The 22675-nt window shown below is 52.7% G+C and carries 18 protein-coding genes, 1 rRNA gene and 1 other RNA gene; 3 read left to right on the top strand and 17 right to left on the bottom strand.

The window, feature by feature from the left end; translation table 11 throughout:
* From M891_RS0112705 to ffs, 7 genes are all read right to left on the bottom strand, one after another.
* Nucleotides 1-293 (bottom strand): 16S ribosomal RNA (locus M891_RS0112705); the annotation flags it as partial.
* A gap of 263 nt (nt 294-556) precedes the next feature.
* On the bottom strand, nt 557-820 hold the full coding sequence (locus M891_RS0112700; protein ID WP_028539107.1) for a pro-sigmaK processing inhibitor BofA family protein: 264 nt from the start codon (nt 818-820) through the stop codon (nt 557-559).
* 33 nt (nt 821-853) lie between these two features.
* Complete coding sequence (locus tag M891_RS0112695; RefSeq protein ID WP_051135041.1) at nt 854-1072, bottom strand: hypothetical protein; 219 nt, start codon at nt 1070-1072, stop codon at nt 854-856.
* Between the two features lie 212 nt (nt 1073-1284).
* Nucleotides 1285-1884: a recombination mediator RecR gene (gene recR, locus M891_RS0112690; RefSeq protein ID WP_016314604.1), complete on the bottom strand. Its 600-nt coding sequence runs from the start codon at nt 1882-1884 to the stop codon at nt 1285-1287.
* Between the two features lie 27 nt (nt 1885-1911).
* Nucleotides 1912-2223 carry a YbaB/EbfC family nucleoid-associated protein gene (locus tag M891_RS0112685; RefSeq protein ID WP_009226830.1) on the bottom strand — a complete coding sequence of 104 codons (312 nt, stop codon included), beginning with the start codon at nt 2221-2223 and terminating at the stop codon, nt 1912-1914.
* A gap of 97 nt (nt 2224-2320) precedes the next feature.
* A complete protein-coding gene (gene dnaX / locus M891_RS0112680) occupies nt 2321-4090 on the bottom strand; it encodes a DNA polymerase III subunit gamma/tau (protein ID WP_028539106.1) in 1770 nt (589 codons plus the stop codon).
* Between the two features lie 126 nt (nt 4091-4216).
* Nucleotides 4217-4483: signal recognition particle sRNA large type (gene ffs / locus M891_RS24965), an RNA gene on the bottom strand.
* A gap of 186 nt (nt 4484-4669) precedes the next feature.
* On the opposite strand from ffs, the gene M891_RS0112675 reads away from it, so the two are divergent.
* Complete coding sequence (locus M891_RS0112675) at nt 4670-5926, top strand: stalk domain-containing protein (RefSeq protein ID WP_028539105.1); 1257 nt, start codon at nt 4670-4672, stop codon at nt 5924-5926.
* A gap of 146 nt (nt 5927-6072) precedes the next feature.
* Here M891_RS0112675 and M891_RS23885 read toward each other — a convergent pair whose 3' ends face one another.
* From M891_RS23885 to M891_RS24665, 7 genes are all read right to left on the bottom strand, one after another.
* Nucleotides 6073-6714: a hypothetical protein gene (locus tag M891_RS23885; RefSeq protein ID WP_036700367.1), complete on the bottom strand. Its 642-nt coding sequence runs from the start codon at nt 6712-6714 to the stop codon at nt 6073-6075.
* A gap of 113 nt (nt 6715-6827) precedes the next feature.
* Nucleotides 6828-7025: a 50S ribosomal protein L31 gene (rpmE, locus tag M891_RS0112665; RefSeq protein WP_016314610.1), complete on the bottom strand. Its 198-nt coding sequence runs from the start codon at nt 7023-7025 to the stop codon at nt 6828-6830.
* A gap of 101 nt (nt 7026-7126) precedes the next feature.
* Nucleotides 7127-8395 carry a radical SAM protein gene (locus M891_RS0112660; RefSeq protein WP_028539104.1) on the bottom strand — a complete coding sequence of 423 codons (1269 nt, stop codon included), beginning with the start codon at nt 8393-8395 and terminating at the stop codon, nt 7127-7129.
* A gap of 59 nt (nt 8396-8454) precedes the next feature.
* The gene (gene rho / locus M891_RS0112655) at nt 8455-9816 is read right to left on the bottom strand and encodes a transcription termination factor Rho (RefSeq protein WP_028539103.1); all 1362 of its coding nucleotides are present in this window, start codon (nt 9814-9816) and stop codon (nt 8455-8457) included.
* 112 nt (nt 9817-9928) lie between these two features.
* A complete protein-coding gene (locus M891_RS0112650) occupies nt 9929-11185 on the bottom strand; it encodes a UDP-N-acetylglucosamine 1-carboxyvinyltransferase (protein WP_028539102.1) in 1257 nt (418 codons plus the stop codon).
* 199 nt (nt 11186-11384) lie between these two features.
* The gene (gene fba, locus M891_RS0112645; protein ID WP_009226822.1) at nt 11385-12239 is read right to left on the bottom strand and encodes a class II fructose-1,6-bisphosphate aldolase; all 855 of its coding nucleotides are present in this window, start codon (nt 12237-12239) and stop codon (nt 11385-11387) included.
* Between the two features lie 237 nt (nt 12240-12476).
* Nucleotides 12477-16856: an RCC1 domain-containing protein gene (locus M891_RS24665; RefSeq protein WP_051416979.1), complete on the bottom strand. Its 4380-nt coding sequence runs from the start codon at nt 16854-16856 to the stop codon at nt 12477-12479.
* Nucleotides 16857-17080: 224 nt separating this feature from the next.
* Between M891_RS24665 and M891_RS0112635 the strand changes: the two genes are divergently transcribed.
* Complete coding sequence (locus tag M891_RS0112635; protein WP_028539101.1) at nt 17081-17707, top strand: TetR/AcrR family transcriptional regulator; 627 nt, start codon at nt 17081-17083, stop codon at nt 17705-17707.
* A gap of 105 nt (nt 17708-17812) precedes the next feature.
* Here M891_RS0112635 and M891_RS0112630 read toward each other — a convergent pair whose 3' ends face one another.
* The 3 genes from M891_RS0112630 to rpoE form a co-directional block, all read right to left on the bottom strand.
* Nucleotides 17813-18217 (bottom strand): response regulator, encoded by a 405-nt coding sequence (locus M891_RS0112630; protein WP_036626312.1) that lies wholly within the window; start codon nt 18215-18217, stop codon nt 17813-17815.
* 131 nt (nt 18218-18348) lie between these two features.
* Nucleotides 18349-19950 (bottom strand): CTP synthase, encoded by a 1602-nt coding sequence (locus M891_RS0112625; RefSeq protein ID WP_028539099.1) that lies wholly within the window; start codon nt 19948-19950, stop codon nt 18349-18351.
* Nucleotides 19951-20291: 341 nt separating this feature from the next.
* The gene (gene rpoE, locus M891_RS0112620) at nt 20292-20861 is read right to left on the bottom strand and encodes a DNA-directed RNA polymerase subunit delta (protein ID WP_016314617.1); all 570 of its coding nucleotides are present in this window, start codon (nt 20859-20861) and stop codon (nt 20292-20294) included.
* Between the two features lie 426 nt (nt 20862-21287).
* Here rpoE and M891_RS0112615 point away from each other — a divergent pair, with 426 nt between their 5' ends.
* Nucleotides 21288-22439 (top strand): S8 family peptidase, encoded by a 1152-nt coding sequence (locus tag M891_RS0112615; RefSeq protein ID WP_028539098.1) that lies wholly within the window; start codon nt 21288-21290, stop codon nt 22437-22439.
* Nucleotides 22440-22675 lie beyond the last annotated feature (236 nt).

The following is a 22675-nucleotide window of genomic DNA, read 5'->3' as shown; positions in this document are numbered from 1 at the left end:
ATCGTCGCCTTGGTGAGCCGTTACCCCACCAACTAGCTAATGCGCCGCAGGCCCATCCGTAAGTGACAGATTGCTCCGCCTTTCCCAAGCCCCTCATGCGAGAGACTTGCGTATCCGGTATTAGCTACCGTTTCCGGTAGTTATCCCAGTCTTACGGGCAGGTTGCCTACGTGTTACTCACCCGTCCGCCGCTAAGTTNATCAGGAGCAAGCTCCCGATAAACTCCGCTCGACTTGCATGTATTAGGCACGCCGCCAGCGTTCGTCCTGAGCCAGGATCAAACTCTCCAATAAAGTAGTGTTTGACTTGCTCATTTAGATAAACTGACGAGATTAAAAATCTCAGTTTAATTACTCACTCGTTGTTCAGTTTTCAAAGATCAAACTTTCATTTCGTCGCCGTTCTTTGTTTCAGCAGCGACCTTTATAATATATCACAGTGTCTTTTCTTTAGTCAAGACCTTTTTTTAAAAATCATCATCGGAAGGTCTTGTCCAGCTTGTCCTCTCGGAGAAGCGATTTATAATGTACCACAGAAATTGAAGCTCCGTCAACTCCTAGATCATGGTTAATTTTAGGCCAACCAACAGCGCGACGCCGGGAAGTCCAAGAACCAATACCGTGCTTAACGTCACCGGATTTAACGGGATATACACTTCGGTTAATAAACCGGAGAAATTAATCACATAAAGGCCAAGCGCCGCAAGCACAACATGTAACCCCAAACGGGAAAGCCATGCTAAACCGATCTTACGCGAAAATAAAATGTACAGTAACAATGCCGATGACACAACTAACGTACCGATCAGTAACAGCTTCATTTTCACTCACCTCATAATCAAATGGTCTTGAGCTTAGCCAAAATATGAACCATTCCGAAAGGCATCCCAATCGACCTTTGCCTGCTTCGCCGCCTTCAGTTGAATTTGATACCTGCGTTCAGCCGCCTCCAGGGTGTAGATCGCCACGTCCACTTCATCATGCCCTACCGCCTCCTGAAAAGCGATGCTGGCCCGCTCCCACTCTTTTAATGCGTTGATCACTTCTTCATACAGTTCTCGCTTATATGCCATCGCATCTTTCCTGTGAGCCAGGTTCGAGCGCCCTACTCCCCAGCGCTTCAAGATCTTCAAGCCAATCGCCTCCCCATCCGTTTTTTACTTCATGTGTATCGGGGAAAGGACAAACTTAGAACCTTCGCATCGTCGAAAAAAGCAAAAAGAACCTTAAGCCCCAACGGAATTCAGGGCTTAAAGTTCTTTCGTTTCAAGCGATAGAAAAAAGACTAATTAATTTCTCGGCGTCCTTCTAACGCCTTGGATAATGTCACTTCATCCGCATACTCCAAGTCGCCGCCGACCGGCAACCCGTGGGCAATCCGGGTGACGCGGATGTCAAAGGGCTTCACAAGACGGGAGATATACATCGCCGTCGCTTCCCCTTCAATGTTCGGGTTAGTTGCCAAGATAAGCTCCTTCACTCGTTCATCACTTAAGCGATTCAGCAGCTCCTTCAGCCGGATATCATCCGGACCCAGGCCTTCCATCGGCGAGATTGCCCCTTGCAGCACATGATAGTAGCCATCAAACTCCTTCGTCCGCTCCATGGCGACCAGGTCCTTAGATTCCTGCACAACGCAAATCACGGAAGCGTCCCGCGTCTTATCCTGACAAATCCGGCACGGATCCGTATCCGTGATGTTACAGCAGATAGAGCAGTAATGAAGGTTCCGCTTCACGCTGACCAGCGCTTTAGCGAAATCAATGACATCATCTTCCTTCATGTTCAGCACATGAAAGGCCAATCTGGCTGCCGTCTTCGGCCCAATACCAGGCAAATGAGTAAAAGCATCGATCAGCTTCGCGATCGGTTCGGGATAATACAATGGGGCCTTCTCCTTCAGTTCCTAGAATTAGAACAGGCCTGGAATTTTGATTCCGCCTGTAAATTTGCCCATATCTTGGTTTGCCAATTCTTCCGCCTTCGTCAAAGCGTCATTCACCGCAGTCAACACCAAGTCTTGCAGCATTTCCACGTCGTCCGGATCTACTGCTTCCGGTTTGATCGTCAGGTTCAGTACTTTTTTGTGACCGTTCACCTGCACGGTAACGACTCCGCCGCCCGCACTGCCTTCTACGGTTTTGTTGGCCAGTTCTTCCTGTGCTTTGAGCATTTGCTCCTGCATTTTTTTCACTTGTTTCATCATTTGATTCATATTGTTCATCTGCTTCACATCTCCTTAATTTGGTCTACATGCACATCATGCAATAATTGGAAAAATATAACCACAATCTGGTGCCTATCCCAAGCCATTCGTTGGGTTATTCCTTGATGACGACCAGATCATCCCCAAACATATTTAGCGCTTCGTCCACCCAAGGTTCCTTCCCGGATCCAGACGCGCCTTCCTCCAGCGGATGCTCCAGCTCGAACGGTTCACCGTCTGACCGTTCGCCCGCCCCTTGCAGCGCATCGTTCCAATCCTTCAGCATCATGGTGACCAAGTGATACGGTCTGCCCAGTTGACGCTCCAGGACCGCTTCAATGACTTGTTTATTGGCCGGCTTCTCGGTGGTCTCCCGGTGAATATCATTCTTAAACGCCACCAGCACATTATCCTCCAGAATGGATACAGGCTCTCCGTTCACGAACCACGCATGGACTGTAATTTTAGCATCCTTGACAGCCTGGAGTACTTGATTCCATTTTTGCTGGATGTCAAAGAACTCCGGACTATTGCGGTTGGCTAGATAATGATCCATCCCTGCGGGGATTTTGGCTTTCGAGGCGACGCGCGGCGCAGGGCTTCGCGATGGACGATGGCCTCCAGCCCCCGCTCCCGAGGCGGAACCACCGGCGGCAAGCCCGCCTTGCAACGCTCGCTCCAGCTTCGCCTCCAAGTCTGCAAGCTGGCGCCGCAGTTGTTGGACCTCAGCAGCATCAGCGGATGCTCCGCCTCCCGTTCCAGCACTGCGAGCCCCTGCTGGGTGCTCTTCGGCGCCGTCTTTGCCAAACGTACAGATCTTCAACAGAGCAACCTCAAACAAGGTTTGGGGCTGCACGGCATATTTCATTTCGGTCTGATAGTGGTTCAGCGTATCGATGATTCGGAACAACTGCGATTTGGAGAAGCCCTCGGCAATCTCCGCAAAATCCTGTGGATCCAGCACACGTTCCGTCAACTTGTCCGCTTGCGGCACCATTTTGACCATCAGCAAGTCACGGAAATAGTAAAGCAGGTTCTCCATGCACTTGTCTGCGCTTTTGCCTTCCTGCATGAAGCCGTCAATCATCTGCAGCATCCCGCCGATATCGCCGTCAAGCAGCGTTTTGGCCAGCTCTGCAAACTGCCGGGAGGCGATGCCGCCGGTCATGTCCAGCACCTGCTGATAAGAGACCTTGCGCCCCGAGAAGGAAGCAATTTGATCCAAGATGCTTAACGCATCCCGCATCCCGCCGTCAGACAATCGGGCGATATACTCGATGGCTTCCTTCTCCGCTTCGATGCCTTCTTGCTCACAGATCATCTGCAGCCGTTCGCTTTGCTCTTCCAACGATACCCGGCGGAAGTCAAAACGCTGACAACGCGATATCACCGTAGCCGGCAAACGATGCGGTTCAGTGGTTGCCAGAATAAACATGACGTGTGGAGGCGGCTCCTCCAAAGTCTTCAGCAACGCGTTAAACGCTTCCGTCGTTAACATATGGACTTCATCGATAATATAAACTTTCTGCCGCACTTCCGTAGGGGCATATTTCACTTTCTCGCGCAAATCGCGGATTTCTTCAACCCCCCGGTTGGAAGCGGCGTCAATCTCAAGTACATCCATGACAGCACCGGCCGTGATTCTCCGGCATGCATCACACTCGTTGCAGGGTTCTGCTGCGGGTCCTTTTTCACAGTTGACCGCCTTGGCCAAAATTTTGGCCGCACTGGTCTTCCCGGTTCCACGCGGACCGCTGAACAAATAAGCGTGCGACAGCCGCTGTTCACGGATCGCATTCTGCAATGTGCGAATGATATGCTGCTGCCCCACCATGTCTTGAAACGACTGCGGCCGCCAAGCCCGGTACAGCGCAATATGCTCCATTCTGCGGCACCTCTTTCTTTCCTTAAACGACGGTTGTCGTTCCCTTATTATACTATAGCCTTTTGGTCTATGTACAAAAAAAACACCCCTGTCCGCAGACAAAGATGTATTCTGATCCAATATGTACCGTGCACCTGTTATCGATCATTGCGATCCGAGCGGCACCTTTACGGCAAGACTCGGGACAGGCTGCCCTCCGGCACAGGAGTAGGACTGCTTATGGCTGCTTCCTTCCGGACCTGACCAGGTTCACAGGTACTCCTTGCGGAGGACCCGTCCGTCAACGTCTGCCGTAAAGACCGGCCTCACATCGGCAAGACCTCTAACAGGACTTCAACCTCGCTATAGCGGATTGCGAGTTACAGGGCACCGCTACCTCCCCATCTAGCACGGTGAAACTAAGTATAGCTCATGCCTGTCTAAAATGCAACCGGAGGGAAGAAGTTGGCGGATTTGCCTTGCTTATGCCTCGACTATCACTGAGTTGTGCGCGCTCTCTCATGCAACTCTAGTTATATTTTGCTATATTAATAGAATAAGGAAATGGGAAAATTGAAGTGAGTGAGAGAGGGGAAACAAATGAAAATAATTGGGAAGCTCTTGCTGAGCATCGCCCTGCTAGCTGGCGGCTTGGTCGGCTTGCAATCATCCCGGGTTGAAGCGGCATCCCCGGTTCGAATTTTGCTGGACGGATACCCGCTGGATTTTGCAGGTGAACCCATGATTGTAAACGGCACGACGCTGGTTCCATTCCGCTCCATATCCGAAGCGCTTGGCATCAACGTCACTTGGAACCAAGCTTCCAAAACGATTACCGCGATTAAAGGCACAGGCGCTGAAGCTATTCATGTTCAGTTAACGCTGAACAACAAAACGGCCAAAGTGAACAGCACCTCCGTGCCACTGGCAGTTGCGCCCCGGTCCGTTGGAGGCAATACCCTGATTCCGCTTAGCTTCTTCAGTCAGCAGTTTGGGGCCCAGGTCGGGTGGGACCAATCTTCTCGGACCGTATCCATCGCCTCCCCGCAAAAACGGATGTATACGCTGGGGTTCTATGCTATTTCCTCCTTCTCAGATGTTGGAATGATTCCGAGTCTGGACGCTGTTGCTTTCGGCTGGAGCCGGATCAACGAGAAAGGAGAGTTTACGCAAACGGGGGATGTGTTTAGACTTCCGCAACCCGCGGGCAACGTGACGGCAGATAGCCTCGTAAATGAAGCGGCATCGGCACGTACCTTGCCTTATTTGATGGTCTTCGCCAGCGATGGAAAAGGCGAATTGACCCGGATCTTGGAGGATCCAGCCCTACAGCAGCAGGCGATAACCGATATGGTGAATGCTGCTACTGCGAAGTCATTTCAAGGGATTATGCTCGATTTCGAGGGGCTTGGCTTAACGACAGAGAAGACGGCAACGCGGCAAGCTTTTAACAACTTCGTCAAAGAATTGTCAAAACAAACCCGGGCGGCTGGCCTCAAGTTGTCCTTGGCGCTTCACCCGCTGAACTCATCCTATCAAGGTTATGACTACAAAACGCTGGGAGCGCTGACGGACGAAATCGTGATCATGGCTTACGATTATCTCCAAGGAAACAATAGCGGCCGGCCGCAACCCGCAGACAAAGTGGACGAAGCGATCCGCCTGGCTCTGAAAGAGACAAGCGCCAGCAAGCTGCTCCTGGGGCTAAATATGGACAGCGAGGACCAGAACACCGTCAAAACGCTGATCGGACTGGCGAAACGCTATGATCTGAAGGGCATCGCCCTATGGCGCCTCGGCATCATCAAGAGCGAAGAATGGAATGGTTTGAAGGAAACTGTGGAGTTTAAGAAGTAAGTTATTCCTCATTAGGCAGGTTGGAGATGAAGAGCGGACCGTTGTCGGCTATCGTCTCCGACCTTTTTTTAGTTTGTACGCTCGTCGCCACCCCCGGTCACAATCACCAACCGGCTGATTATACGCCACCTTCCGTCATCCGATCTCTATCGCAACAGTGAACCAGCCAAAAGGTACACCGCGCCGCCCCTGACCACCGCTCCCAGCTCACACAACTGCTGTAAATATCGCACCGCCGTTCGATGATTTACACCAAGTTGCGCCTCAACATCCTTCGGACGAATGGGTCTGCCTAACTGAACGGCCTGCAATAATGTTGATTTCAGCGCCAGCTTGGGAAGATCCGCCTGTTGCCCAGACACCTCAAATCGGCTCAATAGCATGCGAAGCAGCATGATGCAAATTTCCGGCTGCCGTTCCACATCGTCATAGGACAGGGAAACCACCCGGTACCCTATAGCTTGCAGAAAAACCTCCCTGTTCAGCTCCCGGCTATACATTGTACGATCCATATCGCGAACATGCGGTCCAAAGCCTTTCACCTCGATAATGAGCTTCACAGCCTCTGTTAACCAAGCGAAATCCGCAAAATACGGGCGCCCCCGCCAATCCGAAATCTCATACTCCGGATGAAGATGATCCAAATCCCCCCGCAAAGGCCACCATACATTACGCAAAAACAACTGCTCGCCATGCCCATGCCCTCGTTCTAAGCGGTCTTTTCGCTCACCCGAACGGCGTTTACGATGCGTGTCCAACCACAAGCGATGCGCCTGATCAAAGTCCACTGCCGTCCCCTCCCACTCTTGAAACTTAACTTTAAAAAAATAAAAAACGCCCCCGCCCATCATCAGATCGGCAGAGACGTTCTTCGTCATTTCGCTTGTTGTGCAAGGGTATCTTAGATACCGTATTTCTTTTTGAATCTATCCACACGTCCACCAGCATCCAGGAATTTCTGCTTCCCGGTGAAGAATGGATGGCAGTTGGAGCAAATTTCAACGCGCAGGTCTTGTTTCACGGAACCCGTCTCAAACGTGTTACCGCAAGCGCAAGTTACAGTAGTCACGTAATATTTCGGTTGAACTGCTTCTTTCATCTTCTTTCACCTCTTTCCGCCCTGAGCCTCAGTCGTGCCCAGAGTTATATGACACACAAACGCATTATAGCATGGGGCAACCTTTCGCGCAATTGCCTGTTTTATCCTCGTACCTTAACCCGAGCCAATTCCGCCGGCGGCACATGCGTATACGATCCGATGACCACGTCTGGCAGCTCCTCCTGAAAAATCTCAATTGCCTGCTTCATCCCAAGTATCTCCCCTTTGGCCTTCGGAATCAATTCCAGGTAGCTTTCCGGGTCAATATTCAGGTTGCGCAATTGAATCAACTTCAGCTTGGTACGGCGGCAGAAGTCGATCATCGCTTCGATTTCTTCCTCCCGGTCCGTAACACCAGGGAAAATCAAATAGTTGATCGAAGTATACACCCCTTGATCCGCCGCATACTTCAACGATTTCTCCACATTCGCAAGCGTATAGCCACGCGGTCTGTAATAAGCGTTGTAATGATCGTCCAGCGCGCTGATCGTGCTGACCCGCATCAGATCCAAACCGGCATCCACAATCCCGCGGATATGATCCGTGAGCCCCGCGTTAGTGTTGATATTAATATACCCCATATCCGTCTGGCGCCGCACTTCACGTATCGCCTCAATAATCAGCTTGGCCTGAGTGGACGGTTCTCCTTCACACCCCTGGCCGAAGCTGATAATCGACTCCGGCGTCTTCAGATGCTCCAGCATCACTTCCACCAGCTCTTCGACACGCGGGCGGAAGTTCATCCGCGTCTGCGGGGAGACAAATCCGCTGTCATCCGGTTGCTCGGAAATACAACCGAAGCAGCCCGCATTACAAGAATAGGAAACGGGAACGGCCCCTTCCCAGCGATTCAAAAACGTATTGGATGCGGTCAGGCACTCATAACCTAACGCACAATTCGATAAATGTTCGTACAGCCGATTCTCTGGATAACGGGAGGTGTAGGCTTTCACCTGACTTTTGAGTTCAAGAGGATCACAATTGAGCGGATTCCACTTCTCGGGATCATCCGACAGGCGCGCGGTCACGTAAAACTGACCGTCCTTCCAAACCACCGCAGAATACCCGAACAAAGGCAGCTTATAATCTCTGTCCGTCTTCACATACCCCGGCAAACAAAGACGGGTATAGCCTTGCGGGAGCAGAGCGCCGACCGCCTGAACATTCCCAGGGAGCGGCTTCATTTCGCCCGTTTCCGGGTCCATTCCGATTGGTCGGGTGGACGGCAAGCCCACCAACGTCGCCCCTTCAGGAAGCGGAATCAGCTCATCCTCCATAATCTCTACGATCATATCCGCACTGCGAGCTAAGCCGTACAGCGACGGATGATCATAGACCTGTCCTTGTTCATCTGCATACACTAAGTACATGTTGTTCTCCTCTTTGTATTCATCGCGGGAAGCCAAGCAAGCCCTCCCGAGAGATCTCTTTAAACCGTAGTATTTTGCGTAGTGCCAGCGCTCGTAGAAGCCGAACTCGACCGCGAGGAAGTAGAGCCCGACCGCACCGGACGACGTGCACCGCCATTGCTGCCGCCCGAATTGTTCCCGGACACATCAAAAGAAGCCAGGAATTCGGCATTCGTCTTGCATTCGCGCAGCTTTTTGAGGAAGCCTTCCACAAAGTCGTAAGAGTCGTTCATGTTCTTCCGGATCGACCAGATCGTATCCAGCTCTTCTTTGCTCAGGAGCACTTCCTCACGCCGTGTACCGGAGCGGCGAATATCGATTGCCGGGAAGATCCGGCGTTCCGCCAATTTCCGGTCCAGGTGCAGCTCCATATTCCCCGTACCTTTAAATTCTTCATAAATAATATCGTCCATCCGCGAACCGGTATCCACCAAAGCCGTTGCCAAAATCGTCAAGCTGCCGCCCTCTTCCACATTCCGGGCTGAGCCAAAGAACCGCTTCGGACGATGGAACGCGGCCGGATCAATCCCCCCGCTGAGCGTACGCCCTGACGGCGGAACCACCAAGTTATAGGCACGTGCAAGACGCGTAATGCTATCAAGCAAAATCACAACGTCCTTCTTGTGCTCCACCAGCCGTAAAGCGCGCTGCAGCACAAGCTCCGCCACCTTGATATGGTTCTCCGGCAGCTCGTCAAACGTAGAAGCGATCACTTCGCCTTTGACCGAACGCTGCATATCGGTAACCTCTTCCGGACGTTCGTCGATCAACAGTACGAATAACTCAATGTCGGGATTGTTGGTGGAGATGCTGTTGGCAATTTCCTTCAGCAGCAAAGTCTTCCCTGCTTTAGGCGGTGCCACGATCAAACCGCGTTGGCCGAGTCCGACCGGGGCAAGCAAATCCATAATGCGGGTGGATAAATGATTTGGGGAAGTTTCAAGCACCAATTTGGTCTGCGGATAGAGTGGAGTCAGCGCTGGAAAATGCAGACGTTCCGCCGCAATGGCCGGGTTCTCACCGTTGACGGCGTTGACTTGCAGGAGGCCGAAATATCTCTCATTTTCCTTCGGTGTACGGCACTTCCCGGAGACCAGGTCTCCGGTGCGCAGATCAAACTTGCGGATTTGCGATGCGGAAATGTAAATATCCTCCGTGCTGGGCAGATAATTGATCGGTCTGAGGAAACCGTACCCTTCCGGCAAAATCTCGAGCACGCCTTCCATAAACATCAGACCGCTTTGTTCAGCCTGTGCCCTTAAAATAGCAAAAATCAATTCTTTCTTCTTTAATTGGCCGTAATAAGGGATCTGATATTGCTTTGCCAGCTTGTACAGCTCGGTAAGCTTCATCCCTTCCAAATCGGCGATTTGAAGATCCATATTAAAATAACCACCTATTCAATTTTATTGAAAACTATGAAGTATGGCGTAATGATAGACTTACTCGCCTATTATGCCCTATCCTTGGCAACTTATGCGCAAAAACGGAAAGTTATTCTTCCATCTCCCGCCATACATCTGCACCCAATGCCCGTAAGTTGGGCACCAGATGGTCATATCCTCGGTCAATTAACTCCACGCCAAAGACTTCTGTCGTACCTTCCGGCACCGTAAGTCCAGCTACAACCAGCGCGGCCCCGGCGCGCAAATCCGCCGCCTTCACTTTCGCCGCATTCAGCGGTCCGCCTTCGATGATAGCAGAACGGCCTTCGACGCGGATTTTCGCGCCCATCCGTACCAGCTCCGGCACGTGCTTAAATCGATTGCTGTAGACAAAATCGCTCAGCACGCTGACCCCTTTCGCCTGCGTCAACAAACTGGTCATCGGCGATTGAATATCCGTCGGAAACCCCGGGTAGACTAATGCCTTGACATCAACATGTTGGTATTCTGGTTGTCCAATCACTCGAATGCTTTCATCGAGCTCTTCCACATGAGCACCCATTTCCAGCAGCTTGGCCGTCAACGCCTCCAGATGTTTCGGAATCACGCCGTCGATCAAGACATCGCCCCGGGTTGCTGCAGCAGCAATCATGTAAGTCCCGGCTTGGATCCGGTCAGGAATGATAGAATGACGGCAGCCTTTCAGCTCCGTAACGCCTTCGATTCGGATCGTCTCCGTACCAGCCCCTTTAATTACTGCACCCATGGAGTTTAACAAAGTGGCCACATCTATAATTTCAGGCTCTTTCGCCGCATTTTCGATAATTGTAGCGCCTTTGGCTCTTGTGGCCGCCAGCATAATGTTAATGGTTGCTCCAACGCTGCTGACATCCAGGTATACCTTCGCCCCGCGCAGCTCTTTTGCATGCAAATGAATCGCGCCGTGTTCATTCGTCACGGTCGCCCCTAAAGCTTCAAATCCTTTGATATGCTGATCAATTGGACGAGGTTCAAAGTTGCAACCCCCTGGCAAACCGATGGTCGCTTCTTTGAAACGTCCTAGCAAAGCCCCCATCATATAATAGGAAGCTCGCAGCTTCTTTACCGGCCCGTTGGGCATCGGAATGGAACGAATATGGGTGGGATCGATGCGCATCTGATTGCCATCCCACAGGACGCGGGCACCCAGCTCCTCCAAAATCTCCGAGTATACCGCCACGTCACTTAATATCGGCAAGTTATCCAGAACCACCTCGGATTCTGCCAAGATCGCAGCTGGAATCAACGCTATCGCGCTGTTTTTGGCGCCGCTGATCGAAACGCTTCCGCGCAGCGGACGTCCGCCACGAATCATTAATTTCTCCATAAGTCCAGGATCCCCCTACGTATTTGCGTCGGTACACAAGCCCATGATTTTTAGCGGCAGAAATGGAAAGACACCGTCTAGGCGGTGTGCTCTCCAAGTCACCTTATTCAGCTGAACGGTCCAATCCCTTGTCCGTCCTAAAGTTTGCGCCGCAACCCGCCTAAGACAGGAGTACGGCGCACACGCTTGATGTTGATTCTTAAGCTTTGTTGTTGGAGCCGAATTCACGGATTTTTCCAACAACCGTGGCTTTGATCGCGTCACGGCCAGGAACGATGTATTTACGAGGATCGTATACATCCGGTTTCGCAGCCAATACTTCGCGAACAGCCTTCGTAAACGCGATTTGGTTCTCCGTGTTCACGTTGATTTTGGAAGTACCGAGCGAGATCGCTTTAGCGATATCATGCGTTGGGATGCCTGTCCCACCGTGAAGAACGAGCGGGATTTTAACAGCATCGCGGATTTCTTCCATTTCTTTAAAGCCCAGGTTAGGTTCACCTTTGTAAGGACCATGAACGGAACCCAACGCAGGAGCCAGCGTATCGATGCCAGTTTCGTTAACGATACGGACGCACTCGTCCAGTTTAGCGTATTGAATACCGCCAACAACGTCATCTTCTTGACCGCCGACAGTACCTACTTCAGCTTCAACCGAAACGCCTTTGGCATGTGCGTATTCAACCACTTTCTTCGTCATGGCAATGTTCTCATCAATTGGATGATGGGAGCCGTCGATCATAACGGAAGTAAAGCCAGCGTCAATCGCCTCTTTACATTTATCAAAGCTCGAACCGTGGTCGAGGTGAATCGCAACAGGTACAGTGATTTTCATGTCATGCAGCAAGCCTTCCACCATTTTAACAACGGTGTAGAAACCGCCCATGTGACGGGCAGCACCTTCGGAAACGCCCAGAATGACTGGGGATTTCTCTTCTTCTGCTGCAGCAAGAATGGCTTGGGTCCATTCCAGGTTATTGATGTTGTACTGGCCTACGGCATATTTGCCGGCAAGGGCTTTGTTCAACATATCTGTCATCGATACTAATGGCATGGGTTTCAATCCTCCTAAGGATGTGGGATATTATCTTTTTAGCCGACATTCACACACTTTTTTATTATACCACAACCTTGCAAAAATACTATTCATGCTTTCCTTTCATTTGTGAACGCCTTGTGTTGTGCTGACGAAAACCCCGTTTTTGCAAAATTCCCATATAAAGAAAAAAGAGCTTCTCCCCTGGCTAACCCAGTTGGAGAAGCTCCTGTAATCCTGAATCATCGTACGATCTTACGGATTGATGAATTGCATCGCCTGCAACATCCGCTTCAGCAGGGCAGCGCTTTGTGCGCGGGTCGCATGTTCCCGGGGACCAAACGTCGTCTCACTCAAACCGTGGATGATGGAGGCTCCCGTCAGTCCATCCACCGCTGCGTCCGCCCATGGCGCGATGTCTGCTGCGTCGTCGAACGTTTTCGACGTCCCGTTGGCAGTAGGCGCAGATCCCGCGTACTCCATCGCCCTGACGAGCATGACCGCCATCTGTTCACGGGTTATGAGTTGCGCCGGACGGAACGTCCCGTCCTCGAAGCCGTCAATCAGCTGCGCCTCATTTGCCGCCCGGACAGCTCCTTCATACCATGTACCCGGCGTCACGTCCCGGAAAGGCGTCGCTCCGTTCGGTTCATCGTCCAGCCCTAGGGCCCGCACGAGCATGGCGGCAAATTCAGCACGGCTGATGTTATCGTCCGGTACAAACCGGTCCCGACCTCTTCCTTCAACCAGCAGCTTGTTCGCCATCAGGACGATATCCTCTTTCGCCCAATGCCCATTCACATCCGCAAACGATTGATCCGATGCGATCACCGTATACGCACCGTCGTAAGGCGAACGGATCGTCACTAGACCGTCGTTGCTGAAAACGGAAGGGGCGAACCGAAGGTGCCCGTGATTGTCGATGCGTACAGCCGTCGCTTGATCCGGATTGGCAGGTTCGGGCAGAACGGCCGTCAAGGTTGCGTATGTTCGGCCCCAATCCACGCTGCTGCCGTCATGGTCCTCCAGCGAATAAACGACCGGTTGAGGGAGCAGCTGCTCCCCACCGACACTAGCAATTGCTCCGTTCGCGGTATCACTGAGGGAACCGACTGCCGCAGCGATCCCAAAGGTTACGGTTGCCTCCTTTGGAACGCCCTGCAGGACGTGGAGCGGAAGGCGCAGCCTATTTCCATCGACGCTCCATTCCAACCAAGCGTCCTGTTGAAGCTCTACCGCATGCAGCAGCGGGGCGGCCGGAAGGTCCATTTTGACCGCCTCTCCAATGTCTTGTGCTTCGATCCGAATATAGTCCTGCTGAACTGTCAACGCTTCGGACAATTGCCCCGCCGTCGGGAAAATCCGAGTTATACGTTGCCCGTCGGACGATTCGTACGATGCGTCGACCCGTTTGACCTCGCCGTTGATTTTGATGATCACCTGATGGAACGCCGCAGACCCGCCTCCCGTTCCCGAGTACCCCGAATTTCCGGAACCCCCAGAGCCACTAGAGCCGCCGGATCCAGCAGGAGCGGAGACCGTCACCGTGCGTGTCACTTCCGAGGCGGCGTTGCCGGACGGATCCGCCACATTGTAACGGAGCGTATACTCGCCCGCCCTGTTTGTATCTACGGCTCCGCTTACGACAATAAGATGGGTGACGTCGCCGTAATAGGCATCGGTCGCTTGTGCTCCGGGATCGGTAAACGCTGCACCAAACGGTACGCTCATCACGGGATCGCCGACCAATGTGAGAACTGGAGGCTGCGTATCCTTCACATAAACCGTACGCGTCACAGTCACAGCCGCATTGCCTTCGGTATCGGAAACGTCATAGGCAAGCGTATAAGTGCCAAGGGTCGAGGTATCCACTGTTCCCGTTACCACGATCGATGCGGTGAGGTCACCGTCCTGCAGATCCTGCGCCGTTGCTCCGGGATCGATAAACCGACTGTTCGCTTCCACCGTCATCGGATTCGGTCCGTTCAAATAAATCGTCGGCTCATCTCCGTCGTACACGTACACATTGCGGGTGACCGTCGCGGTATTCCCTGCACGGTCCGTGACCGTATATTGGACCGGATAATTGCCAAGTTGCGACGTGTCCACGACGCCTGTAATCGCGATTTCGGAAATCTCGCCATCGATCGCATCGGTTGCCACCGCCCCCGGTTCCACATACGACTCGCCTTGCGGGATGTTCATCGGATTGCTGCCGTTCAGCGTAAGTATCGGCGCCGTGTTGTCCAGTCGAAACACGTTCGATACGGCGTCAGCGACATTCCCAGCTAGATCTTGCGCGCGGACATGCAAGTACCAGTCGCCGTCTCCGCTTGTCTTCTGCAACATATCGCCGCTCGCAAAAGCAGTCCAGCCGCTCGCGGGAACAGCCGTGCTTTGCGTCCAGGCGTATTGCAGGGAGTCGGCGTCAACACCACTCCCCGAATCATTCACGGTCACGATGCTTTCCGCCGTTTTCGCAGGCGTCTTTTTGCCGTTCGGATCAAATTGAACGTTGGGAGGCACAGCGTCCCTCTGCACGGTGATCGTATATGTCCGAGGCGGTTTCAAATACGGTTCCACCCGAACAGGGATGACCGTCGTCGCTCCCGAGAGGCTTACGGTCGCCGTGCTGCCGCTCGCTATTGGCTGGTTGTCGACATATAGCTGGGCGTAAGTCGAGTCGGCGAGCGTTGCCTTGATATGCACGCTCGATACCAACAGGTCGTCGAAGGTATAATCGGTGACCGAAGGAGAGAACGCGGGGTCGATATCGCCTTCCTGCACCGTCAGGTCGCTCAGAAGGTCATTGCCCGGCACGTCCGTTTGACCATAATCTTTGTTATCTCCCGAGTCGATCCCCCAGGCGATGACGGTGCCGTCTGACTTCAGCGCCAACGAAACGGTTCCGCCCGCCGAGATTGCCACCACATCAGAGAGTCCGGCCGGCACGTTCGTTTGATTATAAATATCACTTCCCCAGGCAACGACAGTGCCGTCTGACTTCAACGCCAGCGAATGCATTGCGCCTGCGGAGATCGCCACCACATCAGAGAGACCCGGCGGCACGTCCGATTGACCGAAAGAATTATCCCCCCAGGCTTTGACGGTACCGTCTGACTTCAGCGCCAGCGAATGCAAGGATCCCGCCGAGATCGCCACCACGGCCCCCGGCGCCTTAAGATCGTCCGGCACCTCTCTTTGACCAGCTCCATTACTTCCCCAGGCAACGACAGTGCCGTCTGACTTCAGCGCCAGCGAATGCATAACTCCCGCTGCGATTGCCACGACCCCGGTCAGCCCAGGTGGAACCTCCGTTTGATCATCACTTCCATCATTTAACCAATCTCCCCAGGTAACGACAGTGCCGTCTGACTTCAGCGCCAGCGAGTGAAGATCTCCCCCTGCGATCGCTACCACCTCGGTCAGTCCGGCAGGTACGGTCGATTGGCCGGTGTCTTTTCTTCCCCAGGCAACCACGGTACCATCCGATTTCAGCGCCAGCGAATGATGCAATCCCGCGGCAATTGCCTTCACTCCGGTAAGCCCGTCAGGCGGGGTCAATTCACCAAGATCCGGGTCGTCGTCCTCAAAGAAATCTCCCGGGTTGCCTCCCCAGGCAACCACGGTGCCGTCTGACTTCAGCGCCAGCGAGTGAACCACTCCCGCCGCGATCTCGATTCCCTTGACAGGCATCGCAGTCCCTGCAGGCACGTTCGTCTGACCATAGTTATTGATTCCCCAAGCGACGATGGATCCATCTGACTTTACAGCCAATGAATACCGATATCCCGCGGCGATCGCTGCCACCCCGTCAAGTCCGGCCGGCACGTTCGATTGACCATACCTATTCTCTCCCCAGGCAACGACGGTTCCGTCCGACTTTAAAGCCAGCGAATGATACCCGTCCGCCGCGATGGCCACTACCCCGTTAAGACCGGCCGGCACGCTTGTTTTACCTTCACTATTATCTCCCCAGGCGACGACAGTGCCATCCGATTTCAGCGCCAGCGAATGATTCATTCCGGCCGCGATGGCTATAACCCCGTCAAGACCGGCCGGCACGCTCGTCTGACCATAGTTATTGATTCCCCAGGCGACGATGGATCCGTCCGATTTTAAAGCCAGTGAATGATATCCACCCGCCGCGATGGCCACAACCCCGTCAAGACCGGTCGGCACGTTCGTCTGACCATGGCCATTCAGACCCCAGGCGACGACGGTGCCGTCCGCTCTAAGCGCCAGCGAATGATCTATCCCAGCTGAGATGGCTACAACCCCGTCAAGCCCAGCCGGCACATTCAATTGACCATAGTTATTGCGTCCCCAAGTGACGATGGATCCGTCCGACTTTAAAGCCAGTGAATGATATCCACCCGCCGCGATGGCCACAACCCCATCAAGCCCGGCCGGCACATTCAATTGACCAAGGGCATTCGATCCCCAGACGACGACAGTGCCGTTCGCTCTAAGCGCCAGCGAATGATCCACTCCCCCCGAGACTTTCACATACCTGCTTCCCTTGCCCGCTTGCGCCGCATGCGCCGACCCGGAACCGTATGGAACCGCCACAATCAGCAACAACACGAAAGTCAGAGTAATGGAAATGAGCTTTCGACTTTTAAAATAGAACATAATAGATACCCCGCATTCTGTACTCCGGTTAGCATGTATCGTACTTCCGGATTTTTCTGGTCCATCGCCTGCTACAACAGAATTTAAAATCATACTGTACTGTACAGTTTGATGATGGCTCGCACCATCTGTCAAGGTGAAGCTTTTGCGCTCATTGACCCATCTTGTACGATATGAAATAATTTGAACAAGTAATACAGAGCATGGAGGAGCGATCTGGACCTATGACAAACCTGTCGCCGCGGGAAGCGGCAAAGCGTAAGCAAATTTTGACGGCTGCCCGCAGCCTCTTCCTAACCCGAGGGTACGCTGGAACGAGCATGGATCTCGTCACCTCGGAAGCCGGCATATCCAAACAGACGCTGTATCGCTATTACTCCACTAAGGAAGCGCTGTTCTCCGACCTGCTGTGCCAAGTGATCCACGAGCTTACGGAGGAGAAGCATCCGTCACTAGCGAGCATGCCCCTGCCCGAAAACCGGGAACAGTTCTACGATACTATACTGATGATGGCCCGAGTCATCGCCGTAAAGCTAAGCGACCCGCTTTATCTATCCATTCTTCGCATCGTTTTTGCGGAATCAGTCCGCTTTCCTGAGCTCGGGGAGCTGCTTCTCGAATCCTTTCCTAAAAGTACCGAAGTATTGACGAATCTGCTGAAGAAGTGCAGGGAAACGGGGGTGGTGAAGCTGGAGGACGGAGATGAGGAAATGTCGATGAGAATGTTCATCGGGCCGCTTATTGGCCACGCCTTCTTCAATGGTCTGATCTGTGGAGCCTCCGCGCCGGAGCCTATGCCCGAGGAAGAACTGAAGCAACTGTGCCGGATATACGTAGAATCGGTTACTTAATGGTGCAGAAGGCCAATAAAAAAATAAAAAAAGGACCTCCCAAGGATCCGCGTGGAAAACACGCCATAATCCTCAGGAGGTTTATTATTTAGAACATCTCTTGGTTTAAAGTACATTTCCACTTTTCAGCTGTAAATTAACTGCTGCGCGCATTTCATCAATGTCAAAGGGTTTCGTAAAATGCATCAGCGCCCCAAGGTCCGTCGCTTCCTTGATCATGTCAAGCTCGCCGTAAGCGGTCATCATGATCACCTTGATCTCAGGATTGACCTCCTTGATATGCTTAAGGATTTCCAAACCGTCCATGCCCGGGATTTTCATGTCGAGAAGCACTAAATCCGGCGAGTCGCTGCGGACGATTTCCAAAGCCATCTTACCGTTGGCTGCCTGAAACGTTTTATACCCTTCGCTGCTAAACACTTCCATCAATAAAATGCGGATACCGTTCTGATCATCGACAATTAATACTTTCTTCTCTTCCACCGAAAAGCCCTCCCACAAGTCCACCATGTAATCCTGGTCATAAGTAAATACTTCGCTCCCGATTTGCAAAACCCTTCTCCACTGGAAAAAAGAGCCTTAAAAAATCAGTTGCCCCAAAATTACAGGTGCCTTGAGATTGGAATTTTCGATGAATCCGTTTAGGACAGGTGCGCGATCGAAGCTTTCACGAACTCGCGGAACAACGGCTGCGGACGGTTCGGACGGGAGGTGAATTCCGGATGGAACTGCACCGCCAGGAACCAAGGATGATCCGGAAGCTCAACGATTTCCACCAATCGGCCGTCCGGCGAAGTCCCGGAAATGCGCAGGCCCACGCGCTCCAATGTCTCACGGTACGCATTGTTGAACTCATACCGATGGCGATGACGCTCGTAAATCAGTTCATCGTTATAACATTGCATTGCAAGCGATCCCGGTACCAGCTTACAAGGGTATAACCCGAGTCGCATCGTACCGCCAAGATCTTCGATATCCTTCTGCTCCGGCAACAGGTCGATTACCGGATACTCGGTGGAAGGGTTGATCTCCGAGCTGTTCGCGCCTTGAAGTCCGGCCAGCGAACGAGCGTATTCGATCACCGCAACCTGCATCCCCAAGCAAATGCCGAAGAACGGAATCCGCTTCTCGCGAGCATATTTGATCGTTGTAATTTTGCCTTCAATACCGCGATCGCCGAAGCCGCCTGGAACCAAAATCCCGCCGACGCCTTGCAGCAGCTCATCCACATTCTCTTCCGTAACTTCCTCTGCGTTCACCCAGCGGATCTTCACATCGGCATTCGCATCAAAGCCGGCGTGGGATAACGATTCTACCACACTGAGGTAAGCGTCATGCAACGCCACATATTTCCCGACGATGGCGATTTCCACCGTCTTCTCCAGCTTGTTAATGCGATCCACGAGGCCTTCCCATTCACGCATATCCGGAGCCGGCGTCGTCAGCTTCAGATGGTTGACAACGATCTCGTCCAGCCCTTCATCACGCAGGTTCAGCGGCACTTCGTACAGCGTATTGGCATCCCGGCACTCCACAACCGCGCTTGGATCCACATCGCAGAACTGTGCGATTTTCGCTTTGATATCGTCCGACAGCTCATGCTCCGTACGGCAGACGATCACGTTCGGTTGAATCCCGATGCTGCGCAGTTCTTTGACGCTGTGCTGGGTCGGCTTGGTTTTCACTTCGCCAGCCGCTTTGATATATGGAATGAGCGTGACGTGAATATACATCACATTCTCGCGTCCGATGTCGCTCTTGATTTGACGAATCGCTTCCAGGAACGGCAAGCTCTCAATGTCACCGACGGTTCCCCCGATCTCGGTGATGACCACATCCGATCCTGCTTCACGCCCAGCGCGGAAGACACGCTCTTTAATTTCGTTGGTAATATGCGGAATGACCTGAACCGTGCCGCCCAGATACTCGCCGCGACGTTCTTTGCCAATAACGGAGGAATAGATTTTCCCAGTCGTCACATTGCTGTTCTTAGAAAGATTGATATCGATAAAACGTTCATAATGGCCCAGATCCAAGTCGGTCTCGGCGCCATCGTCCGTGACGAACACTTCTCCGTGCTGATACGGGCTCATCGTGCCCGGATCGACATTAATATAAGGGTCGAATTTCTGGATCGTTACCTTTAATCCCCTGTTCTTCAACAGCCTTCCCAACGAAGCCGCCGTAATCCCCTTCCCCAATGAGGAAACGACCCCGCCTGTCACGAAAATGTATTTTGCCACAGCCAAAAACCTCCTAAAGTAGTACGTGTTCACAAACCCATCAGATTCCAGAAATTCAGGTAACTTAGATCATTAGCGTAACCTATTATCCGGTAAAACATAGCCAAAAAGGCATAAAAAAATAAAAAGTGACACCCGAAATGGTCGGGGCACTTTTTAATAAAATTCACATGTTATATAGGTTTGAATCATAAGCCCATGCAATAGTTTACCCGTTACCCTAGTTCGTGTCAAGTCAAGTCAGAGCGCATCTTATGAACAAAATAAGGAATGAAAAAGGACGGCCATCGCCGTCCTTCATAAGCCCTTCAGATATCGCGAGGCCCCTGCCTCAAGGCTAATTAATCCTCGTCGCTATCGTCGAAATCCTCATCGGTGTCCAGATCGTCGTCCTCTTCGCTAAGGTCTTCCTCGTCTTCAAGTTCCTCATCTGGAAGCAACTCTTCGTCGTCCACATCTTCCACGTCGTCATCGTCATCATCTGGGAACAACTCGTCTTCGGAATCCTCGTCGAGTACATCGTAATCCTCTTCGTCATCGGATACGTATGTATCGTCCTCTTCCACAAAATCGTCATCTTCCAGATCGTCGTCGTCGTCGTTAATGATGCGCGGACGCTTGGAGTTGCCGACCGGATCTTCCGACCGCTCGATCGGATACCAGCGTTTCAGGCCCCACAGGTTGGTGCCAACGCAGGCAAACCGGCCGTCGATGTTGATCTCCGTATAAAGCTGTGCAATCGCCTCGTTAATTTGCTCCTCGTTCATACCGCGAAGCTTAGCGACCTCATTCATCAAATCACGGTAGTAATATGGCGTGTTTGCCGCCTTCAAAATCATAAAGGCCAAATCGACCATAGGAATTTCTTGGACTTTCTCCGGGTCGATTTTCAAATTCAGCGGGGTACTCACGTTACGGACACTTCCTCTCACGCAAAAGTTCACTATAAAGCAATGATGAAACCTTATCGTTAGAGCCGGTTTCTTTCACTAACATATCCATATCACACATTAGTAAAACCTATTTGGCATCAAATTGCAAGTTTTAAAAACACACCAAAGCCCCGCCGCCAAAAGGGAAGGAGCGGAGAACCCCCTAGTCCCCCGCTCCTTGACTGTATCCTTCCCCAAAAGAAGGCCTTGCCCTCTCTTGGGTTGGCGAAAGCCGCAAGGCCTTCCCTTCATCCTATGTCCAGATTTGCACTTTGACACGCCGGATTCGCGCGAAATCCAGCAATCCGGGCCCATTTCCATTAAAACAGGGCCGCTTCCCCATTCAATGAAAAAAGGAACGTCATACTATACTGCAACACGCTTCGTAGGAGGGGCTACTCATACATGGACTACTCCGGATTCCTCAGGTTTTTGAACGATCATGTCGACGCCTCCGGAAAAAACGGTCGCATCATTATCCGCTTTGCACACCCGGCAGAATTTGCAGAATGCGTCCGCCAATTGCTTAAGCACAAGCGCCAGCATCCCGCACTGCGGCACATCCGCACATCCTCGCTGCTGCAGGCGCTGATCTGTCCCCTCGGTTTACGTGGGGAAGTGGCCCGCTCCCGTTTCGGCCTGTGGGTCGAAGACGACAGCCTTGTCAGCGTCCATAGCCCGGCCCCGACAGGCAAGGGGCAAGCTCCATCCATCCCTTGGGGGGTACGGCGAATCGGCGCCCCGGAAACCTGGTCCGTGTCCACAGGCTACAGGGTTCGTATCGGCGTGATTGATACGGGTGCCGATTTCAACCATCCGGATCTTCGCCATTCCTTGGCTCGCGGGATTAATCTCTTGAATCGACTCAGCTTACCATACGATGATAACGGACACGGCACGCATATCGCCGGAACCATCGCGGCCTCCGGCGGATCTCAAGGGATGATGGGCGTAGCCCCGCGTTCTTTGATATTTCCGGTGAAGGCGTTTGATCATAATGGCTCCGCCTTCGTTTCTGACATCATTTTGGGCATCGACTGGTGCGTACGCAACCGGATGCACATCGTAAATATGAGCTTTGGTATGAAGAGCAACAGCGCCTCTTTGCAAAATATTATTCGCAAAGCCTATAACGCAGGCATCGTGGTGGTCGCGTCCTCGGGGAACGACAAAAAGGGACACGGCTGCGATTACCCGGCCCGTTACCCGCAAACGATCTCTGTAGGTGCAACCGGCAAGGACGGCAAAATCGCCTCCTTCAGCAACTACGGTCCGAATATCGATATTTATGCCCCCGGTGAAAAAATCAGCTCCGCCTGGCTGGGCGGAGGTTACCGCGAAATGAGCGGCACCTCCATGGCAACTTCCCATGTGAGCGGTGCCGTGGCCTTGCTGCTGGCCATGAAGCCGGACATGAAGCCAAGCGAGGTCAAGCGCCGGCTGCGCCGTACCGCTAAGCCGCTAGCCAGCACAGCGGCCAGAGCCAAAGGCGGAGGCGCTGGCGAGCTGAGCGCAGTGCGCCTGCTGCGCACCAAATTGGGGCGTAGCAGAAGCTAATGCCCGCCGCCCGCTGCTTCCCTTTGCGGACTGATCTAATCGCAATGTGCCTGCTCCGTGCATTGCTGGGATACAGCAGTTCAACACGAAGCAGGCACACTGAATCTTGATATAGGTGGTACAGGTCTCTTTGCGGCTCATTTTGCACGATTATCCCTTTTGGTAAGCCCTCGTCTAAGGTGGATATTCAAATCAAGCCTTCATCTGATTAAGCGGGATAATCATGCAAAGAGACA

The organism is Paenibacillus sp. J14, assembly GCF_000518465.1.
Classification (GTDB): Bacteria; Bacillota; Bacilli; order Paenibacillales; family Paenibacillaceae; genus Fontibacillus; species Fontibacillus barengoltzii.
The sequence above is the reverse complement of the archived record's forward strand: the minus strand, read 5'-3'. Positions and strand labels throughout refer to the sequence as shown.

Coding starts and splice junctions, on each gene's coding strand:
- M891_RS0112700 (WP_028539107.1), bottom strand. CDS start 820: ATGAAGCTGTTACTGATCGGTACGTTAGTTGTGTCATCGGCATTGTTA.
- M891_RS0112695 (WP_051135041.1), bottom strand. CDS start 1,072: ATGGCATATAAGCGAGAACTGTATGAAGAAGTGATCAACGCATTAAAA.
- M891_RS0112685 (WP_009226830.1), bottom strand. CDS start 2,223: ATGAACAATATGAATCAAATGATGAAACAAGTGAAAAAAATGCAGGAG.
- dnaX (WP_028539106.1), bottom strand. CDS start 4,090: ATGGAGCATATTGCGCTGTACCGGGCTTGGCGGCCGCAGTCGTTTCAA.
- M891_RS0112675 (WP_028539105.1), top strand. CDS start 4,670: ATGAAAATAATTGGGAAGCTCTTGCTGAGCATCGCCCTGCTAGCTGGC.
- rpmE (WP_016314610.1), bottom strand. CDS start 7,025: ATGAAAGAAGCAGTTCAACCGAAATATTACGTGACTACTGTAACTTGC.
- M891_RS0112660 (WP_028539104.1), bottom strand. CDS start 8,395: ATGTACTTAGTGTATGCAGATGAACAAGGACAGGTCTATGATCATCCG.
- rho (WP_028539103.1), bottom strand. CDS start 9,816: ATGGATCTTCAAATCGCCGATTTGGAAGGGATGAAGCTTACCGAGCTG.
- M891_RS0112650 (WP_028539102.1), bottom strand. CDS start 11,185: ATGGAGAAATTAATGATTCGTGGCGGACGTCCGCTGCGCGGAAGCGTT.
- fba (WP_009226822.1), bottom strand. CDS start 12,239: ATGCCATTAGTATCGATGACAGATATGTTGAACAAAGCCCTTGCCGGC.
- M891_RS24665 (WP_051416979.1), bottom strand. CDS start 16,856: ATGTTCTATTTTAAAAGTCGAAAGCTCATTTCCATTACTCTGACTTTC.
- M891_RS0112635 (WP_028539101.1), top strand. CDS start 17,081: ATGACAAACCTGTCGCCGCGGGAAGCGGCAAAGCGTAAGCAAATTTTG.
- M891_RS0112630 (WP_036626312.1), bottom strand. CDS start 18,217: ATGGTGGACTTGTGGGAGGGCTTTTCGGTGGAAGAGAAGAAAGTATTA.
- M891_RS0112615 (WP_028539098.1), top strand. CDS start 21,288: ATGGACTACTCCGGATTCCTCAGGTTTTTGAACGATCATGTCGACGCC.